The sequence below is a fragment of the Streptomyces sp. KM273126 genome (assembly GCF_004337435.2).
GTDB lineage: Bacteria > Actinomycetota > Actinomycetes > Streptomycetales > Streptomycetaceae > Streptomyces > Streptomyces acidicola.
The window spans coordinates 4,312,482-4,331,441 of record NZ_SJXB02000001.1 but is presented as its reverse complement, the minus strand read 5'-3'; the positions used below and the strand labels follow the sequence as shown (position 1 = coordinate 4,331,441).

Sequence of the window (18,960 nt, the reverse complement as noted above, 5' to 3'; positions counted from 1 at the left end):
AACCACCAGGAGAAAGAATCACATGTTCCGTTCCGGGGAATTCCCGGGTTCCGGTTTACCTGCTGCCGCGTCCGCGACGTCTTCCGTGGCGCCCACGTCCATTGTGTCCGCAGTCGCGGCGTCTGCACCCATGACGTCCGAGCCCACGGCCTCTGAACCCATGGCATCCGCGCCCATGACGTCCGCGGCCACGACGTCCGCGCCCATGACCTCCGCGCCCATGCCCTCCGCAGCCACGACGTCCGCGTCCATGGCGTCCGCAGCCACGACGTCCGCGTCCATGGCGTCCGTGAGCATCCGGATCCAGTGGTTCGCCCGCTGGAGAATGCGGACGCCCTGCTGGTTCGCCGTGATCACCTCGCGCAGTACGGGGTCCTTGACCACGTCGAGCGCGCCGCGGAAGAGCTGCTGGATCACCGGACGCTCGCCCGGCAGCCCGGCGTCCAGCAGCGCGTCCACGTCGTGCGGATCGATCCTGCGCACATGTACGGCGTCGAAGCCGGTCACGGGCGGCCTCGTCTCCTCGTCGACGACGGCCAGCGCGCACTCGTTGAGCAGTACGGCCAGGGCGTCCCGTTGGGTCTCGAAGGACTCCGGGTCCGCCATGCGCAGCTTCTCGGCCATCGGCAGCACTTCGTCCCGGACCGCCCGCAGCGCCCGTACGCGATCCGTCTGAAGGAGATACCCCCAGGCCTCGCGCCGGGCATACGTCAGCTGGACGGAAATTGCGTGACTGTCCCCGATTCCATGGCGCATCTGTCGTCCCCGTTCGCCTTCTGTCCATTGTTGACGCGAGATTTTCGAGCGGCAAGCAGCGGAATGACGACGGGGACGGCAGTGAATTCCTGGGAGGAATATCGAGGGACGGGACACGGGGTGCTTCAGCGACGGGGTGCTTCAGCGGATGGGACGGTGGACGTTCTCCCGGCGGGACGGTCCGGGGGTCGCGTCGGCGATCCACGGGCCCTCGCCGGACGGGTCGATCACGCCCTGCTCCAGCCACTCGTACGTGCCCGACAGCACCCCCTTGACGACCTTGCGGTCCAGGTCGTCGGTGTTGGTCCACAGGCGGGCGAAGAGTTCGTCGACCCGGACGCGGGACTGGCGGCAGAAGGCGTCGGCGAGCTGGTAGGCCTCGCGCCCGTGGTCGCCGGTGGTGCGCAGGTGCTCGGCACGTACGCAGGCCGCGCTCATCGCGAACAGCTCGGCGCCGATGTCGACGATCCGGCCCAGGAAGCCCTGCTTGGTCTCCATCCGGCCCTGCCAGCGGGACATGGCGTAGAAGGTGGAGCGGGCCAGCTTGCGGGCGCTGCGCTCGACGTGACGGAGGTGGACGGAGAGGTCGACGTGGCCCGCGGGGTGGAAGTCGCCGTACGCGCGCGGGAGCTGGCCCGCGCCCGCGACGAGCTTGGGCAGCCACTTGGCGTAGAACACGCCGGCGTTCGCGCCCGCCTTCGCCTTGTCGGAGAGGGACTTCTCCGGGTCGATCAGGTCGCCCGCCACGGACAGGTGGGCGTCGACGGCCTCGCGCGCGATCAGCAGGTGCATGATCTCGGTGGAGCCCTCGAAGATACGGTTGATGCGCAGGTCACGCAGGATCTGCTCGGCGGGGACGCCGCGCTCGCCACGGGCCATCAGCGACTCTGCGGTCTCGAAGCCGCGGCCGCCGCGGATCTGGACCAGTTCGTCGGCCATCAGACAGCCCATCTCGGAGCCGTACAGCTTGGCGAGGGCGGCCTCGATGCGGATGTCGTTGCGGTCCTCGTCGGCCATCTGCGAGGACAGGTCCACGACCGCCTCCAGCGCGAAGGTCGTGGCGGCGATGAAGGCGATCTTCGAGCCGACCGCCTCGTGCAGTCCGACCGGCCTGCCCCACTGCTCGCGGGCACCCGACCACTCACGGGCGATCTTCAGACACCACTTGCCCGCGCCGACGCACATGGCGGGCAGGGAGAGCCGGCCGGTGTTCAGCGTGGTGAGGGCGATCTTCAGGCCCGCGCCCTCGGGGCCGATGCGGTTCGCTGCCGGGACGCGGACCTGGTGGAAGCGGGTCACGCCGTTCTCCAGGCCGCGCAGGCCCATGAAGGCGTTGCGGTTCTCGACGGTGATGCCCTCCGAGGCGGCCTCGACGACGAAGGCGGTGATCCCGCCCTTGTGGCCCTCGGACTTCGGTACGCGGGCCATGACGACGAGGAGGTCGGCGACCACGCCGTTGGTGGTCCACAGCTTCACCCCGTCGAGGACGTAGTCGTCCCCGTCCGGTACGGCGGTCGTGGCGAGGCGTGCCGGGTCCGAGCCCACGTCCGGCTCGGTCAGCAGGAAGGCGGAGATGTCGGTGCGGGCGCAGCGCGGCAGGAACGTGTCCTTCTGTTCCTGGGTACCGAACAGTTTCAGCGGCTGCGGTACGCCGATCGACTGATGCGCGGAGAGCAGGGCGCCGACCGCGGGGCTCGCGGAGCCGACGAGGGCGAGCGCCTTGTTGTAGTACACCTGGGTGAGGCCGAGGCCGCCGTACTTCGTGTCGATCTTCATGCCGAGGGCGCCGAGCTCCTTGAGCCCGTCGATGACGGCGTCGGGGATCTGTGCGTCGCGCTCGATGACGGACGAGTCGATCTTCGTCTCGCAGAAGTCGCGCAGCTTTTCGAGGAACTCCTCGCCGCGCTGCGCGTCCTGGTCGGCGGGCATCGGGTGCGGGTGGATCAGGTCGAGCCGGAAACGGCCGAGGAAGAGCTCCTTGGCGAAGCTGGGCTTGCGCCAGTCCTGCTCACGGGCTGCCTCCGCCACCTGGCGGGCCTCGCGCTCGGTCACAGCGGGTCGGGGGGAAGGGGAAGCGGGTGCTGCGGACATGAGGCTCACCTCGCCGCGAATAGGGATCTTGGGGCAGGTCCTTACTGACCGGTGCTACTCGATCGTATGTACCCGATTCCGGTCACCCTCACCAGTCCTGGCGCAGCGACCGGCCCAACGCCGGATCGTTGGCATGCGCCCCTCCCTTGGCCGCCGGTCGCGCGCGACGACACCGCCGGGCGCCCCCGCTGCCCCATGGGCTCCAAGGGCTCCATGGGCTGCTCCATGGCCCCTACGGGCCGCTCGTGGTAGGCAGGGGGCCCGCCCCGGGAGCGGCACTCCGGGGCGAACCGGCGCACCCGGACCGCCACCCGGACCCCTTGGCCCCCATCCCCGAAAGTCCGTGTCGAAGCGCTTCGACAACCTATGGACACCCACTCACCGTCAAGCTACTGTCGAGCCGTCCTCACTCGTCATTGCCCGCAGCGCGCACTGTCGAAGCGCTTCACACCACGCTTGGAGAGCTGGATGGTCACCCTCGCCGAGGTCGCCCAGCACGCCGGAGTCTCGGCGAGCACGGTGAGCTATGTCCTCAGCGGCAAGCGGTCCATCTCCGCGGGCACCCGGCAGCGGGTCGAGCGGAGCATCCAGGAGCTCGGCTACCACCCGAACGCGGGGGCCCGGGCCCTGGCGAGCAGCAGGTCCAACATCATCGCGCTGATGGTCCCGCTCCGTACGGACATGTACGTGCCCGTGATGATGGAGATCGCCATAGCGGTGGCGACCACCGCCCGCACCCACGGGTACGACGTGCTGCTGCTCACCGGCGAGGAGGGCCCCGACGCGGTCCGGCGCGTCACGGGCAGCGGGCTCGCCGACGCGATGATCCTGATGGACGTGGAGCTCGACGACGAGCGGCTGCCGTTGCTGCGGCAGTCGGGCCAGCCGTCGGTGCTCATCGGCCTGCCTGCCGACACCACCGGACTGACCTGCGTCGATCTCGACTTCACCGCGACGGGCGCCCTGTGCGCCGAGCATCTGGCCATGCTCGGCCACCGGGACATCGCCGTCATCGGCGAGGCGCCCGCCGTCTACGAGCGGCACACCGGTTTCGCCGAGCGCACGCTCGACGGGCTGCGGACCCGCTCGCGGGAGCTGGGGCTGCGCGTGCTGCACCGGCCCTGCGAGGGCGGGTACGACGTGATGGCCGTGACCCTCGCCCGGATCTTCGACGAGCGCCCGGGCACCACGGGCTTCGTCGTGCAGAACGAGTCCGCGGTCGCACCCCTGCTCGCGCTGTTGCGGCAGCAGGGGCGCGCCGTGCCCGAGGACGTGTCCGTGATCGCTGTCTGCCCGGACCAGGTCGCCACCCAGGCGTCCGTGCGGCTCACCTCGGTCGCCATACCGGCGCAGGAGATGGGCCGGCACGCGGTGGAGCACCTGGTCGCGAAGCTGGACGGGCGCGGGACGGACGAAGTCGTGCTGCTCGCACCGGAGTTGACGGTACGGGCGAGCACCGGCCCGGTGCCGTCCGCCGGCTGACCCCGCACTTCTCCGCGTTCTCCGCTCGATCAGCGCCTCTCGCTCCGTCAGCGCCGTCCGTTCCGTCCGTACCTCCGTTCGATCAAGCCTTCCCGTTCCGTCAGCGCCCCGCTCGATCAGCGCCTCCCGTTCCAGCAGCGCCTCGCGCTCCATCAGTGCCTCCCGTTCGATCAGCGCTTCCCGTTCGCCGGCCCTGCCCCGCCCCTCGCCGGCGCCCCCCTGTCTGCACTCCTTCAGGAGCACCCGTCATGAACCAGCCTGCCGAGAACCAGTCCCAGGTCAGCCTCGCGCAGTCCTCCCCCACCGTCGGCACGTTCCGCGAGCGGGACGGTGCCCTGGAGTGGAGCGGCCGCCAGGAGACCGTTCTCATCGAGCCCTGGGGCCCCGACGCGGTCCGGGTCCGGGCCCGCCTCGGTGGCCCGGTCCTCGACGGGCTGCCGGGTGCCCTGCTCGACGACCCGCCCGCCACCGGGAGCACCGTCAAGATCGAGGACGGCCACGGGCAGCTGACCGTCGGCGCGCTGACCGTCGACGTCAGCGCCGAGGGCCGGCTCCGCTTCGTGCGCACCGACAACGGTGCCGAGCTCCTCGCGGAGGAGCGTGCCCACTTCTGGTGGCCGGGCCCGCGCCTGTACACCGCCGTCGGCAACGGCCACCACCGCCTGGAGCAGCGCTTCGCCGCGTACGACGACGAGAAGCTGTACGGCCTCGGGCAGCACCAGCACGGACGGCTCGACCAGAAGGGCCTGGTCCTCGACCTGGTCCAGCGCAACGCCGAGGTCGGCATCCCCGTGCTCACCTCCAGCCGCGGCTACACGCTGCTGTGGAACAACCCGGCGATCGGCCGGGTGGAGCTCGCGGGCAACGGCACGCGCTGGGTGGCGGACTCGGCCCGGCAGATCGACTACTGGATCACGGCGGGCGGCCCGGCCGACGCGCAGCGCCGCTACAGCGCGGTGACGGGCCGGACGCCGATGCTGCCCGAGTGGGCGGCGGGCTTCTGGCAGTGCAAGCTGCGCTACCGCACCCAGGACGAACTCCTCGCCGTGGCACGGGAGTACAAGCGGCGCGGACTGCCCATCGACGTGATCGTGTGCGACTTCTTCCACTGGACGCATCTGGGCGAGTGGAAGTTCGACCCGGACGAGTGGCCCGACCCGGCGGGCATGGTGCGGGAGCTGGACGAGCTCGGGATCAAGCTGGTCGTGTCCGTGTGGCCGTCGGTGTCCCCGCTCTCGGAGAACCACCCGGTCATGGAGCAGCGCGGCTACTTCATCGGCACCCAGTACGGGCCGGTGGCCCACGCCGACTGGCCCGACAAGCAGGTCGCCTCCACCGTCCAGGTCGCCTTCTACGACGCGACGAACCCCGAGGCCCGGGAGTTCGTCTGGTCGCGCGTGCGCGACAACTACCTGGAGCCGTACGGCATCACGTCCTTCTGGCTGGACGCAGGCGAACCGGAGATCAAGCCGGGCTTCCAGGAGAATCTGCGCTACTGGGCGGGTCCGGGCCTGGAGGTCGGCAACATGTACCCGCGCGAGAACGCCCGCACCTTCTACGAGGGCATGCTCGCCGCCGGGGAGACCGACATCGTCACCCTCAACCGTTCGGCGTGGGCGGGCAGCCAGCGCTACGGCGCCGCCCTGTGGTCCGGTGACATCCCCACGGACTTCACGAGCCTGCGCCGCCAGATCGCGGCCGGCCTCAACACGGCCCTGTCCGGCATCCCGTGGTGGAACACCGACATCGGCGGCTTCCACGGCGGCGATCCGGACGAGAAGGAATACCGCGAAGTGATGGTCCGCTGGTTCCAGTTCGGCGCGCTGTCCCCCTTGATGCGCCTGCACGGCTTCCGCGAGCCGGGCATGCCGCTCGGCCCGGAGATGACCGGCGGCCCGAACGAGGTCTGGTCGTACGGTGAGGAGGCCTACGAGGTCCTCGCGATGTACCTGCGGCTGCGCGAGCGCCTGAAGCCGTACGTCCTGGAGGTCATGCGGGAGGCCCACGAGGAGGGTCTGCCGGTGATGCGGCCGCTGTTCCTGGAGTTCCCCGAGGACCAGGCGGCCTGGTCCGTCGACGACGCGTACCTCCTCGGCGCCGACCTGCTGGTGGCGCCCGTGCTGACGGCGGGTGCGACCGCCCGGACGGCGTACCTGCCGGCGGGGGCGCGCTGGACGGACGCGTGGACCGGTGAGGAGTACGAAGGCGGCGCGCCGGTGACCGTCGACGCCCCGCTGGACCGCATCCCGCTGTTCCTGCGGGACGGGGCCCGGCTGCCGATCGCCGAGCCGATCGCCGAGTAGGCACCCGCGTCCAATCCCCGTTCAGGGGCCGGGTCTACGCTGGAGCGCCACGGCCACGCGAGCGGAGAGACACAGACAGCATGAACAGCCGTACGGGAGTTCCTCGCCGAGGCACCCGCGGGGGGCGGCCGGGCCGTCACAACGGGCCGATACGCAGAGCGCCCCTGCACAGGACGCGGACGACGATACGCACCACCGGCGCGCCCCTCGGCATACCGGGGGCGGCCGGCCCGGTGGCCGCGGGCGGCTCCCGCGGTTTCCTCCCGGGACCCGCCCGACGGCTCGCCGGGTGGAGCGCGCTCACGCTCCTCGTCACCGGTGTCCTCGCCGTGGGTGTATGGCTGTGCATCACGTTCCAGACCGCCGTCACTCCGGTGCTGCTCGCGCTGCTCGGCACCGCGCTGCTCGGCCCGTTCTACCGGCGGCTGGTCGCGATGAAGTTCAGCAGGTCCGTCGCCGCCGGGCTGACCTGCGCCGCCGTGGTCCTCGTCGTGGGCGGGGCCGCGTACGTCGTCGTGGCCGCGCTGATCGACACCGGCGACCAGATCATCTCCTCGCTGCGGAACGCGGCGGAGTCGCTCGGCGACGAGTTCGGCCTGGCGGGAACGTCCCTGGACGACCTCGCCAGGAACGCGAAGGGCCTGCTGTCGAAGTTCGGCGGTACCGCGGCCTCCGGGGTGCTCAGCGGGGTCGGCGTCGTCAGCGAGTTCATCGCGATGGCCGTTCTGGCGCTGCTGCTCATGTTCTTCTTCCTGCGCGACTCCGACCGGGCGGTCGCCGCACTGCACTCGTTCGCGCCGCGAGGCTCGGGCGAGAGCGTCGAGGTCATGGCCCGGCGTGCCTTCCAGGCGATCGAGGGCTTCATGCGGGGGACGACGCTCATCGCCTTCATCGACGGCGTGTGCATCGCGGTCGGCCTGCTGATCCTTCAGGTGCCGGGCGCCGTGGGGCTCGGGGCACTGGTGTTCGTCGGCGCGTACATCCCCTATCTGGGCGCCTTCCTCTCGGGCGCGGTCGCCATCCTGGTCGCGTTCGCGGACCGCGGCCTGGTGACGGCGCTGTGGGCGCTGGGCGTGGTCCTGGCGGTGCAGCTCCTGGAAGGGAACGTGCTCCAGCCGATGATCCACAGCCGGACGGTGCAGATGCACCCGGCGGCGATCCTGCTGGCCCTCACGGCGGGCGCCTCGATCGCCGGGATCCTCGGCATGCTCCTCTCTGTGCCCCTCACCGCGGCGGCGTTCGGTGTGCTGTCGGAGCTGCGGGGCCGGTACGGGGACGGAGCGGGAGAGGAAACGGCCAGGACGGCCAGGACAGCCAGGACGCCCGGGGCGGTCAGAATGCCCGGGGCGGCCGGGAGTCCTTCGACTGCCCGGTGACCGGGACCTCGCCGAGCGAGGGAAGGCTGCCCGGCCTCACCACGCCCTGCGGGCCGAGGCCGACCGGCCCCGACCGCACGGCCTCGGCCACCGGTGGGTCCCGGTGGCCGAGGCCGTCCGCGGTCCCGGGGCCTAGCCGACGACCCGGCCCAGTTCGATCCGGTCGATGTTCGGCGCCCACGCGCCCGCGTTCCCGAACGTCACCTTGTTGGCGCCCTTCTTCAGGTCGACCGGGACGCCCACCGTCCAGTAGTCGTCCCAGCTCCAGGTGTTCTTGAAGGTGACCTTCCGCGGGGCGGCGGTGCCGACCGTGATGTCCGCCGTGCGGGACATGATGTCCGTGTTGTAGGCGTGGCCGTTGTCGCGCCGGTCGTTCTGCGCGTAGTGGACGACCAGCACGTAGCGTCCGGAACTGGGCGCGTCCACGGTGAACGCGGCGGTGCTGGCGGCGCTGTTGCCGAGCCATCCGATGTAGGAACCCGCGGAGGCGTGGGCGGAGTCGACGAGCCTGGTCCCGCCCGCGAGGGTGGCCGCGGCGCCCTCGTACGAGAGCGTGCCGGAGTTCGAACCGTCGCCCGAGACGTCGAGGGAGCGGACGGCTGCCCGCTCGGCGGTCACGGCCACACGGTTGTTGCCCGCGACGAGATAGAGCCGCAGGGGCCGGCCGGGCGCCGCCGTGACCGTCTCTCCGTGCAGGCCCAGCTTCACGGCCGCCGAGGCCTGCGGCACCACCGTGTAGTAGCCGTCGCGCGGTGCGTAGACGTCGAAGACCGCCTTGTCGCCGTCAGCCAGGACGAGGGCGCCCGTGCCGGTCCCGGCGGAGGAGGAGTAGTCGTACGCGGGCTTCCCGCTGATGTCGGCGAGCGTGGCCTCGTACGAGGCGGACGGCGCGCCGGTGCGGGCGGTCAGGTCGACGCGGTCGAGGGTGACCTCGGCGTCGCCCTTGGCCAGCGTCAGCACATGGGTGCCGGTCGGCAGCTCCACGCGGACGTCGTTCTTGGCGCGGTAGGTCCAGTTCTCGGTGGAGGGGTAGGTGACCGTGACCGGGTCGCCGCCGTCGACGGACAGCTTCTGGGTGGCGGGTGCGCCGGACTGGTTGCCGTACAGGATCGCCAGGTCGTACGTCCCGGCCCTGGGCACCGTCACGGTGAAGTCGACCTTGCTGGCGGTGGTGTTGAGGGAGCCGACGTCCTTCGTCCCGGAGGCCGCGTAGCCGTTGGCGTTGCTGACCGTGCCCTGGGTGTAGACCTGGCCGCCGGTGATGGCCGCGTCCTCGGCCTCGTACGACGCCGACCAGGGGACGGAGGCGGCGGCCGGGGTTCCGGAGCCGCCGGGCGTGAGGACGACGCGGTACGCGGACATCTTGTGCATGCCGCGCAGCGGGACGGTCACCGTGCCGTCGTCCGCGACCTGGACCTTCGTACGGGCGAGGACGCGGGGCGCGGCGTGCTGGCCCTCGTAGCCGGACCAGGCGGCCTCGGCGACGGTCGCGGTGACCGTACGGCCGAAGAGGGACCGGGAGACGTTCTCGACCACGACGTCGCTGTCGCCGCCGGAGCCGCCGAGCAGGACCTGGGCCTGGCGGCGCGAGGTGTCGAGGGAGGCGAGACCCTGGAGGGTGTCGATGGTGTTGGCCTGCGGCGGGGTCACCCTGACGGTGTCGCCGGTCAGCCCGGCGTACCAGCGGAAGAACCACCAGCCGCCGTTGGGGATGTTCGACCGTACGACGTGGCCGCTGAGGTTGCCGGCCGCGTCCCAGTAGGCCGCGTTGGCGTACACCTTGTTCCGCTCGAACATCGAGACCCACTGCACGAGTTGTCCGGGCACGGACAGGTCGCGGCGGTTGGCGTACTCGTCGATGTTGATCTTCAGCGGGGCTATGCCCGCTTCCCGCTCCAGGGCGCGGTAGTTGTCGTAGTGCGCCTGGAAGTCCCGCAGGGAGCCGGAGCCCAGCTCGTGCCAGGTCATCACCTGTGGCAGGACGTTCTCGCGCTTGGCGAAGGCGAGGAAGTCCTTCAGCAGGCGGGTGTGGTACGCGGCCTCGTTGGGGCCGGCGATCCTCGCGTCGGGGTCGATCGCGCGGATGCGCTGGTACACCGTCTTCCAGTCCTTGAAGAACCGGTCGCGGTTCACCTCGTACTGCGCCTGGTCGGAGACGCCGAGGTTGTACCAGATCTGGTCGGGCTCGTTGAACGGGATATAGACGAAGCGGTCGCTGTTCGGGTCGGCCGCTACCTCCTTGACGATCCTGTCGACCTTGGGGAGGTAGTCGTCGATACCGAGGTCCTCGTAGGGCCACTTGGCGTAGATGTCCTGCATCATCACGTTGATCTCGCCGCCGCCGTTGCGGAAGAACGACTTCGAGACGGTGAGCGCGTCGCCGTTGGGGTGCTGGGCGCCGCCCTCCGGTTTCTGCGAGATGCTGGTGACCTTCAGGGGCTCCAGGGCCGCGTCGCTGGGCACCCCGTCGTCGCTGAGGCCGTAGAGAGCTCCGTTCGCGCCGAGCATCACCGGGCCCTCGGATGCGGAGAGGTCGACGGTGAGGCGCTGCGGATCGGCGGCGGCTGCCGCGGGACCGGCAGCGGGGAGGGTGCCTGCCATTGCGGTGACTCCAAGTACGGCGGTGACCAAGGTGGTTCTGATACGGGATCTCGTGCGGGCTCGCGTGCGGGTGGGGGTGATCACTCTGCTGGTCCTCCAGTCACTTGACGGCTCCACTGGTGATTCCGGACACGATCTTTCGCTGGCCGACGAGGAACACGGCGACCATGGGCAGGCTCATCACCACGACGTACGCGAAGACGAGATGCCAGTTGTTGAGGTAGAGCTGGGCGCTGGCGACCTGGTAGAGGTTCAGCGGGAGGGTGGCCCGCTCGCCGCCGCCGAGGACGAAGAAGGCGTAGAAGATGTCGCTCCAGGCGTAGAGCATGACCATGATCGTCGCGGTGGCGATGACCGGCCTGAGCAGTGGCAGGACGATCCGTACGAAGATCCGTGACGGCTTCGCCCCGTCGATCCGTGCCGCCTCCTCCAGTTCCACGGGGATGGCGCGGATGAAGCCGGTCATGAAGAAGATCGACGTCGACAGATACATGCCGGTGTAGACGGCGATCATTCCGGGCCGGGTGTTCGCCAGGCCCAGCTGTCGCAACTCCATCACGATGGTGATGACGGCGGGCGGCAGCAGCAGTCCGCTGATGCACAGCGCGTACGCGGCCGACACCAGCTTCGACTTCCTGCGCGCGAACACCCAGGCGGCGCCCGCGCCGAGGATCAGCACGAGGACCACCGAGGGCACCACGACGAGCAGCGAGTTGAGGAACCCGCGCAGCATCTCGCCCTGGCTGACGGCGTTCTCGTAGTTGCTGCCGGGCTGCCACCGCCCCGGCAGGTCCAGGTTGGGCTTGATGGCCTCGGCCTGCGGCTTGGCCGAGGTGACGATGACCAGCCACAGCGGTACGCCGACGGCGAGAGCGGCGAGGAGGAGGACGAGGGCGGGGCGGCCGTACCGCCAGGCGACAGACGGGCCTGCAGTGACGGTGCTCACAGCATCTGCTCCCTTCGCCTCAGGCCGACCACCAGCGGGATCGCGACAGCGACGACCACCAGGAACAGGACGAGGCTCATCGCGGAGGCCTGCGCGTACAGGCCCTGTCCGAAGATCCGGAACATGTAGATGTTGAAGACCTCCGTGGAGGCCGCGGGGCCGCCGCCCGTGGTGGCCTGCACGATGTCGAAGGTGTTCATCGAGCCGATCAGCGCGGTGGTGACGTTGAAGGTGACGGCCGGCGCGAGCATCGGCCGGCGCACCGACCAGAAGGTCCGCCAGGGCCCGGCGCCGTCGCACTTCGCGGCCTCCAGCATCTCGCCGGGGATGCCCTTGAGCCCGGCGAGATAGATCAGCATGGACAGGCCCATCCACTTCCAGCCGTGGACGAGGGTGACCAGGACGAGTGTCCAGGTCGTCGAGCCCAGCCAGGGAACGTCCGTGCCGAGGACGGAGTTGACGGCGCCGTCCTGGTCGAGCAGGGCCTGGAAGACATAGCCGGTCGCGAGCGCCGAGATCAGCACCGGCAGGAAGAAGACCGCCCGGAAGAACCGGTTGAACCGGCTGTCGTCCTCCAGCAGCAGCGCGAGCACCAGCCCGAAGCCGTTCTGGAACAGCGCCGCCAGCAGGGCGTACAGCAGGGTCGTGCGGATCGCGCGCAGCAGCGATCCGTCCTCGGCGATGGTCCTGAAGTTGTCAAGGCCGGTGAAGGCGATGTCCGGGTGGTACGAGGACCAGTTGGTGAACGGGTAGTAGAAGTTGAGCAGGTTCGGCACCAGGAAGAAGCCCGCGAAGACGACGATCGCGGGGAGCGCGAACCACCAGGGGTGATGCACGGCGGCGCGCGGCAGCCGTCCGACTCTCTTCCGTGTGCCCTCCACGGGCACCTGTTTGCGCGTACGTCGCGTGCGTATGGCTGTGTCCGCCATCGGTTTGTCCCCGCCCCGTGGTCGTCTTGGTCGTCTAGAAGCCCGGCGCGCCCTGGGCCTTGGCCACCTGCGCGAACTGGTCCTGGATCGCCTGCGCCACCTGCTGCGGGTTCTTCTTGCCGAAGATCATGTCGGCGAGGTAGAGGTGCGTGTCGGGGGCGACGATCGCCTTGGCCTGGAAGACCCCGATGGCGTCGGGCAGGGCCGCGATCTGCGCCTTGGACGTCTGCGGGAGGCCGTCGGGGGCCGGCACGGACGGCTGCACGGACGGGATCTTCATCGCCTTGATGTAGTCGGGGTAGTCGGGGCCGAGCCAGAAGGCGAGGAACTGGCGGGCCGCGTTCTGCCGCTTGTCGTCACCGGTCTTGAAGGCGACGACACCGTTGGTCTGGTCGGGCGAGTACATGCCGGTGGCCGAGGAGTTGGCGATCGGGAACCAGCCGATCCTCTGGTCGATCTCGGCGGTGGAGTACTTGGCCTGCAACTGGCTCTGGAAGGAGGTGACGTTGAGGACCATGCCTGCCTCGCCCTTCCACAGGGCGTCGGCCTGCCCGGTGAAGGTGCCGGTCCGGTAGTTCTTCTGGGCGAGCCCGGCGTCGAGGAGCTTGTCCTTGTACTTCTTGACGGCGTCGACGACGACCGGGTCGGTCCACTTCTCCTTGTTCTCGTTCAGGTCGGCCCACCACGAGTTGGCGAGGTCGGTGAGCTGGACCTGCATCTGCCACTGCAGGGGCCACTTGTCGCCGCCGGCCTCGTAGAACGCGGCCGCGTCGGTCTCGTCGACGACCTTGTGGCCCAGCGCCAGCAGTTCGTCGTACGACTTCGGGAAGTCCTTCTCGGTGAGTCCGGCCTGCTGGAAGACGTCCTTGTTGTAGTAGACGCCGAGCATGGCGGGGCTGGTGACGACGGCCGCGTACCGCTTGCCGTCGATGACGCCGAGCGACTTCTCGGTGTCGCCGAGCTTCGACACCCACGGCTCCCCGTCGAGGGTGAGGATGTTCTGCTGCGGCTGGATGAAGGGCAGCGTGGAGATGGACGGCTGCCAGAACATCAGGTCGGGCCGGTCGCCGGAGGCCAGCTTGGTCGGCACGTTCTGCTCGTAGAGGTCCGGGATGGCCTGGGTCTCCACCGTGGCGCCGGTGGCCTTCTCGAAGGCGTCGATGACCTGCTTGGGCGCGTTGACCGTGTTCTGTGCGGTCCACATGGTCAGCTTCACGCCGTCGAGGCGGGCCGTCGGGTCGACCGCCGTCTGCTTCGTGTCCGAGCCGTTGCTGCCGGAGTCGCCCGCGGTGGGGTCGCTGCACGCGGTGGCGGCCAGGCCAACGGCGCAGAGGAGGGCCAGGGTGGGGAGGGCTCTTGTCTTCATCGCGCGCCTTTCGAGAACGGTGGTTCAGGGCAGGGCAGGATTCGCAACAGCTGTGCTCGTGCGGGGAGGGTCAGGCCCTGGCCGACGGCGGCCCCGAGCTCTCCCGCACCACCAGTTCCGGTACGGAGACGGGGTGCGGGGCGATCTGGGCAGACTCCTCCAACACGCCGTGCAGCAGGGCGAAGGCGGCCCGACCGAGGCCGGTGAAGTCCAGGCGTACGGTCGTCAGGGACGGGGTGAGGTAGGCGGAGTGCGGGGCGTCGTCGAACCCGGCCACGCTCACCTCTCCGGGCACGGACCGGCCGGCCTCGTGCAGGGCGCGGAGCACTCCGAGCGCGAGGTCGTCGTTGCCGCACAGGATCGCGGTGACGGCCGGGTCCTTCGCGAGTCTCAGACCCGCGGCGTGACCGCCCGCCGGACCCCAACTCCCCTGCACGGGGCGGGGTTCCGGCGCTCCGGCCTCCTTCAGCGCCTGCCGCCAGCCCGTGGTACGGGCGCTGGTGCGGCGAGTGCTGGACGGGATGGCGACGTAGTGCACGGTCTCGTGGCCGAGGGAGAGCAGATGGCGGGTCGCCTCGTGAGCGGCCTCGCGGTCGTCGGTCCACACCCAGGGGCGGTCGCCGCCGGGTGGGCTCGCAGGGGTCTCGACGACGCCGACGACCGGCAGCTCGGCGGGGACGGCACCCAGGGCCCGTACACCGGCCGGATCGTAGGCGATCACGATCAGTCCGCCGCCCGCGTCGGCGGCCCGCTGCACCTCGGCGGCGACGGCGGGTTCCTCCGCCGATTCGAGGACGCCGATGCCCACCGCGTACGACGCGGCACGGGCGGCCTCCTCGACGCCCCGGAGGATCGAGGCGTAGCCGTAGTGGGTGGTGTTGGCGGTGAGTACGGTCACGGCCCTGCTGCGTCCGCTGGCCAGGGCGAGCGCGGTGGCGTTGCGCCTGAAGCCCAGTTCGTCGATGGCGGCGAGCACCCGTTCGCGGGTGGACGGCTTGACGCTGGGATGGCCGTTGATCACCCGGGAGACGGTCTGGTAGGAGACCCCGGCGGCGGTCGCGACGTCCCTGATGCTCGCCGGGCGCCTTGTGTGACCGGTCACATTCATGCCAGGATTGTGACCGGTCACACATGGGCCGTCAAGAGACCGTAACGAGGGATTCACGCGAGCGCGTCCGACAGTCCGGCAGTCCGGCGTGTGGGCGGCGTACGGATGGGACGGCTCAGGAGGGGGAAGCACCTTGACCGACACGGCAGAGGCGACGATGAGTGGCCCCAACTCCTCGCACAGAGCGTTCTCTTGGGGACACGCGGCCCTGGACGCCGAGTTCGCCACGGCCGACGACGGAACCCTGCGGCTGGTCCGGCTGGGAAGTTCCGGTGACCCTGGTGACACCGTGGACCCCGAAACCGCGCTGCCATTGGTCGAGTTGACCGCCCTGGGCCACGGCAGCGGCTGGTCAGGGCCGCGCTTCACCGGCACGGCCTTCGGCACACGGCTCGCGTACCGGGGTCACGACAGCGGCAGCGGAGCGGGCTGGGAGTGGCTCACCGTCGAACTCCAGGATCCGGTAACGGGATTGACAGCGTTCGTCGAACTGTCCTCCCCCACGGGGCTGCCGGTGCTCCGCTCGCGTGTCCGGCTCCGCAACGAGGGAACACAGCCCCTCGTCCTCCAGTCCGTCAGCAGCCTGCTGCTCGGCGGTCTGCCCTCCCCCGGCGCACTCGACGTGCACCGGGCCCGCAACGACTGGCTCGCCGAGTGCCGTTGGTACACGGAACCACTGCGCGACTCGGTCGCCGACATCCACGTGGACGCCCACCAGCACGACAGCCGCGCCGCCCTCGTCCTCACCGGCCGCGGCAGCTGGCCCACCGACGGCCATCTGCCGATGGGGGCGCTGACGGAGCGGGACGGCGGCCGGACCTGGCTGTGGCAGATCGAGTCCCCGGCCGGCTGGCGCTGGGACCTGGGCGAACGCGCCCACGGTACGTATCTGGCGCTGAACGGCCCCACGGACGCGGAACACCAGTGGCGCGTCCGGCTCGTTCCGGGCGAGGAGTTCACGACGGCCCCGGCGGCGCTGGCCCTGGGCTCCGGCCTCGACGACGCGATGGGTGCCCTGACCTCGTACCGCCGTGCCGTGCGCCGCCCTCACCCGGACCACACCGCACTCCCTGTCGTCTTCAACGACTACATGAACACCCTCATGGGCGACCCGACGACCGAGAAGCTGCTGCCGCTGATCGACGCGGCCGCCGACGCCGGAGCGGAGTACTTCTGCATCGACTCCGGCTGGTACGACGACGACACCGAGGGCTGGTGGGACAGCGTCGGCGAGTGGCTGCCCTCGCCGCGCCGCTTCCCCGACGGCGGCCTGCGGGCGGTCCTGGACCGGATCCGCGAGCGCGGCATGGTGCCCGGGCTGTGGCTGGAGCCGGAGGTCGTCGGCGTCCGCAGCCCGATCGCGTCGGCTCTCCCCCCGGATGCCTTCTTCCAGCGCGACGGCGTGCGCTTGGCCGAGCAGGGCCGCCACCAGCTCGACCTGCGGCACCCGGCCGCCCGCGCGCACCTCGACAAGACGGTGGACCGGATCGTCGGGGACTGGGGCGTGGGCTATCTCAAGCTGGACTACAACATCGTGGTCGACCCCGGCACGTGTGCCCCCGGGGACGCCTCCCCCGGCTCCGGCCTGCTCGGCCACGCCCACGCCTACCTGGACTGGCTGTCCGGCGTCCTGGACCGGTACCCCGGGCTGGTCATCGAGAACTGCGCCTCCGGTGGCATGCGCATGGACGGCGCCACCCTGGCCGTCACCCAGCTCCAGTCCACCAGCGACCAGCAGGACCCGCTGCGCCTCCCGCCGATCGCCGCCGCCGCGCCGACCGCGGTCCCGCCCGAGCAGGGCGCCGTCTGGGCGTACCCGCAGCCCGAGTACGACGACGATCTGATCACCTTCACCCTCGGCGGGGCACTGCTCGGCCGAGTCCACCTGTCCGGCCACCTGAACCGCATGTCGGAGCACCAACTCGGGCTGGTACGGGACGCGGTGGAGACGTACAAGGCGATCCGCGCCGACCTCGCGCGTGCCGTGCCGTTCTGGCCGCTCGGTCTGCCCGGGTGGACGGACGAGTGGCTGGCGCTGGGGATGCGGGTACCGGGCGGGCCGTCGTACGTGTCGGTGTGGCGCCGTGACGGGGACAGCGAAGGGCAGCAGAGCGAAGTGCGGCTTCGGCTCGGGCACTTGGCGAGCGGGGAGGGCCGTACGGTCCGCACGGAGATCCTGCACCCGTCGGCTCCGGTCGCCGGCTCGGCGGTCTGGGACGGGGACGGCCTGCGGGTGTCACTGCCGCGCACGCCCACCGCGCTGCTGATCCGTCTCGACACAGGGGCCCCCTGAGCGAGGGCACTACTGGCGTGGGGGCGGGCGCCGGCCCGTCTCCCGTCCAGGTCAACGAGAGCCGCCTTGCTCAATTCCAGATCCTTGACACACCGAGAACCTCGGAAGTTGTAGTGATCGGGATTCGCAGCAAACTCCGCCGCCCCAGGGGGAAGGGCACCGGAAAGCTGCGGGAGAACCTGCAAGTACTTCTGCGGATCTAAGGACTGTCCCGTAAATGATCTCGGACACTGCTGACCGGCTCGTTCCTTGGTCACCCGGCGAGGGCGAGGTTGTGCAGGCGATCGATGCCGAGCACGGCGTGGTGGACGCCGTCGCCTTTCAGGCGGAAGTCACGCAGGATCTTCCAGCTCTTCATGCGGGCGAAGACGTGCTCGACGCGGGCGCGGACCTTGCGGTGGGAGGCGTTGTGTTCCTCTTTCCAGTCCGGGAGCTCGGTCTGACCGGGCTCGCGGCGGTGCGGGATGACCAGGCCGGTGGCCCGGTAGCCGCCGTTCGCGATCACCACGGCCTTGCCGACGGCGGCCTTGGCACCGGACAGCTCCCACGCCTTGCAGCCGTTGCGGTTGCCGGGCAACGGCCGGCCGACAGCGACGACGAGCCGAGTGTCTGCGTCAATGACGACCTGGTGATTCGTGGAGTACCGATAGTTCTTGGACTGCTCGGCGACGTTGTGGTCACGGGTGGGGACCAAGGTGCCGTCCACGATCAGCACAGTGCCCCTGCGAAACCTCTTGCGCGCCTGGAGTGCGAGCGACGGTGCAAGGTGGTCGATGATGCGGCCGGCGGCCGACTTCGATACCCCGAACAGCGGCGCCAGCTGCCTCAGAGTCAAGTTCGTCCGCCAGTACGCGGCGACCAGCAGAACCCGGTCCTCCAGCGGCAGGCTCCACGGTCGCCCCCTGCGGACCGCGTCCGCGCCTTCGCGTCGCAGTGCGGTCAGCAGCTTGCTGAACTGCCGCGGGCTCAGCCCGGTGAACGGGGCTATCCAGGACGGCTCCGACGCCGTGATCACACCAGCCACACCAAGATCATCTCCTGTGACGGAGCGTCTCCGCGCGATGTCCGGCGGAATCGGATGGTGTGGCACGGCTCCGGCGTCGAGAATCGCCGAATGCATGAAGTGAAGCTGTCCGACGGGATCATCACTCTGTCCCCGCTGCGCCTGGGCGATGTGGAGGCGCACCTCGCGGGGGAGGATGAGCTGCTCGTTCGCTGGCTCAACGGCGCCCCGGGACACGTGAGGGCGTCGAAGCGTACTTCCGGCATTGCCAGGAACAGTGGGAGACTGCCGGGCCGCTCCGCGCTTTCGGCATACGGGTGGGCGCCGACGAGGTGCTCGCGGGGACGGTCGACTTGCGGTTCGCGGGAGAGGGGCTGGCTCCCGGTCAGGTGAACATCGCGTACGGCCTCTATCCGTCCTGGAGGGGACGTGGTCTGGCTACCCGCGCGGTCCTCTTGGCGTCCCAGTACGCGGCGAATGAGGGCGGAGAGGAGGCGGTGATCCAGGTGGAGCCAGAGAATCCCGCATCGGCCGCAGTCGCGCAGCGGGCAGGGTTCACCCCCGGCAAGCAGACGCGCAGCAAGGACGGCACACGGTTCATCTGGCACAGCCGAGAGCTACACGTCACTACCCAGTGACGAGGGGCAGTTATGGGACAGCCCTTAGCCTCGCGCTTTCACGAGGTGGAGTGTCCGAGGCTTGATCA

Annotated in this window: 13 protein-coding genes; 5 read left to right on the top strand and 8 right to left on the bottom strand. The window is 70.1% G+C overall.

Annotated elements, in window-relative coordinates:
* Positions 1-18: 18 nt before the first annotated feature.
* Both E0500_RS18625 and E0500_RS18620 read right to left on the bottom strand, forming a co-directional pair.
* On the bottom strand, positions 19-756 hold the full coding sequence (locus E0500_RS18625) for a hypothetical protein (protein WP_131565312.1): 738 nt from the start codon (positions 754-756) through the stop codon (positions 19-21).
* Positions 757-897: 141 nt separating this feature from the next.
* Positions 898-2,847, bottom strand: a complete 1,950-nt coding sequence (locus E0500_RS18620; RefSeq protein ID WP_131565314.1) for an acyl-CoA dehydrogenase family protein — start codon at positions 2,845-2,847, stop codon at positions 898-900.
* A 468-nt stretch (positions 2,848-3,315) separates the two neighbouring features.
* Between E0500_RS18620 and E0500_RS18615 the strand changes: the two genes are divergently transcribed.
* From E0500_RS18615 to E0500_RS18605, 3 genes are all read left to right on the top strand, one after another.
* Positions 3,316-4,329, top strand: coding sequence for a LacI family DNA-binding transcriptional regulator (locus E0500_RS18615; protein WP_131565316.1), 1,014 nt, complete (start codon positions 3,316-3,318; stop codon positions 4,327-4,329).
* Between the two features lie 248 nt (positions 4,330-4,577).
* The gene (locus E0500_RS18610) at positions 4,578-6,632 is read left to right on the top strand and encodes a TIM-barrel domain-containing protein (protein ID WP_131565318.1); all 2,055 of its coding nucleotides are present in this window, start codon (positions 4,578-4,580) and stop codon (positions 6,630-6,632) included.
* 80 nt (positions 6,633-6,712) lie between these two features.
* Positions 6,713-8,008: an AI-2E family transporter gene (locus E0500_RS18605; RefSeq protein ID WP_165935054.1), complete on the top strand. Its 1,296-nt coding sequence runs from the start codon at positions 6,713-6,715 to the stop codon at positions 8,006-8,008.
* Between the two features lie 132 nt (positions 8,009-8,140).
* On the opposite strand, the gene E0500_RS18600 is transcribed toward E0500_RS18605, so the two are convergent.
* From E0500_RS18600 to E0500_RS18580, 5 genes are all read right to left on the bottom strand, one after another.
* Entirely contained in the window at positions 8,141-10,609 is a 2,469-nt protein-coding gene (locus E0500_RS18600; protein WP_131565320.1) for a CBM35 domain-containing protein, read from the bottom strand.
* A gap of 100 nt (positions 10,610-10,709) precedes the next feature.
* Entirely contained in the window at positions 10,710-11,555 is an 846-nt protein-coding gene (locus E0500_RS18595) for a carbohydrate ABC transporter permease (protein WP_131565322.1), read from the bottom strand.
* Positions 11,552-12,484, bottom strand: a complete 933-nt coding sequence (locus E0500_RS18590; RefSeq protein ID WP_131565324.1) for a carbohydrate ABC transporter permease — start codon at positions 12,482-12,484, stop codon at positions 11,552-11,554. The genes E0500_RS18595 and E0500_RS18590 overlap by 4 nt, the downstream gene beginning before the upstream one ends.
* 34 nt (positions 12,485-12,518) lie before the next feature.
* A complete protein-coding gene (locus E0500_RS18585; protein ID WP_131565326.1) occupies positions 12,519-13,850 on the bottom strand; it encodes an ABC transporter substrate-binding protein in 1,332 nt (443 codons plus the stop codon).
* A 70-nt stretch (positions 13,851-13,920) separates the two neighbouring features.
* On the bottom strand, positions 13,921-14,958 hold the full coding sequence (locus E0500_RS18580; RefSeq protein WP_165935055.1) for a LacI family DNA-binding transcriptional regulator: 1,038 nt from the start codon (positions 14,956-14,958) through the stop codon (positions 13,921-13,923).
* A gap of 157 nt (positions 14,959-15,115) precedes the next feature.
* On the opposite strand from E0500_RS18580, the gene E0500_RS18575 reads away from it, so the two are divergent.
* On the top strand, positions 15,116-17,251 hold the full coding sequence (locus E0500_RS18575) for a glycoside hydrolase family 36 protein (RefSeq protein WP_131565336.1): 2,136 nt from the start codon (positions 15,116-15,118) through the stop codon (positions 17,249-17,251).
* Positions 17,252-17,504: 253 nt separating this feature from the next.
* Here the strand turns inward: E0500_RS18575 and E0500_RS18570 are convergent, their stop codons facing one another.
* Positions 17,505-18,275, bottom strand: coding sequence for a transposase (locus E0500_RS18570; RefSeq protein ID WP_131565330.1), 771 nt, complete (start codon positions 18,273-18,275; stop codon positions 17,505-17,507).
* Positions 18,276-18,466: 191 nt separating this feature from the next.
* Here E0500_RS18570 and E0500_RS18565 point away from each other — a divergent pair, with 191 nt between their 5' ends.
* Complete coding sequence (locus E0500_RS18565; RefSeq protein ID WP_258573369.1) at positions 18,467-18,892, top strand: GNAT family N-acetyltransferase; 426 nt, start codon at positions 18,467-18,469, stop codon at positions 18,890-18,892.
* Positions 18,893-18,960: the final 68 nt, after the last annotated feature.

Bases quoted from the DNA above. Each gene is read 5' to 3' on its own strand.
- E0500_RS18615 (WP_131565316.1), top strand. From the start codon at position 3,316: ATGGTCACCCTCGCCGAGGTCGCCCAGCACGCCGGAGTCTCGGCGAGC.
- E0500_RS18605 (WP_165935054.1), top strand. From the start codon at position 6,713: ATGAACAGCCGTACGGGAGTTCCTCGCCGAGGCACCCGCGGGGGGCGG.
- E0500_RS18585 (WP_131565326.1), bottom strand. From the start codon at position 13,850: ATGAAGACAAGAGCCCTCCCCACCCTGGCCCTCCTCTGCGCCGTTGGC.
- E0500_RS18625 (WP_131565312.1), bottom strand. From the start codon at position 756: ATGCGCCATGGAATCGGGGACAGTCACGCAATTTCCGTCCAGCTGACG.
- E0500_RS18575 (WP_131565336.1), top strand. From the start codon at position 15,116: ATGAGTGGCCCCAACTCCTCGCACAGAGCGTTCTCTTGGGGACACGCG.
- E0500_RS18610 (WP_131565318.1), top strand. From the start codon at position 4,578: ATGAACCAGCCTGCCGAGAACCAGTCCCAGGTCAGCCTCGCGCAGTCC.
- E0500_RS18590 (WP_131565324.1), bottom strand. From the start codon at position 12,484: ATGGCGGACACAGCCATACGCACGCGACGTACGCGCAAACAGGTGCCC.
- E0500_RS18580 (WP_165935055.1), bottom strand. From the start codon at position 14,958: ATGAATGTGACCGGTCACACAAGGCGCCCGGCGAGCATCAGGGACGTC.
- E0500_RS18600 (WP_131565320.1), bottom strand. From the start codon at position 10,609: ATGGCAGGCACCCTCCCCGCTGCCGGTCCCGCGGCAGCCGCCGCCGAT.
- E0500_RS18620 (WP_131565314.1), bottom strand. From the start codon at position 2,847: ATGTCCGCAGCACCCGCTTCCCCTTCCCCCCGACCCGCTGTGACCGAG.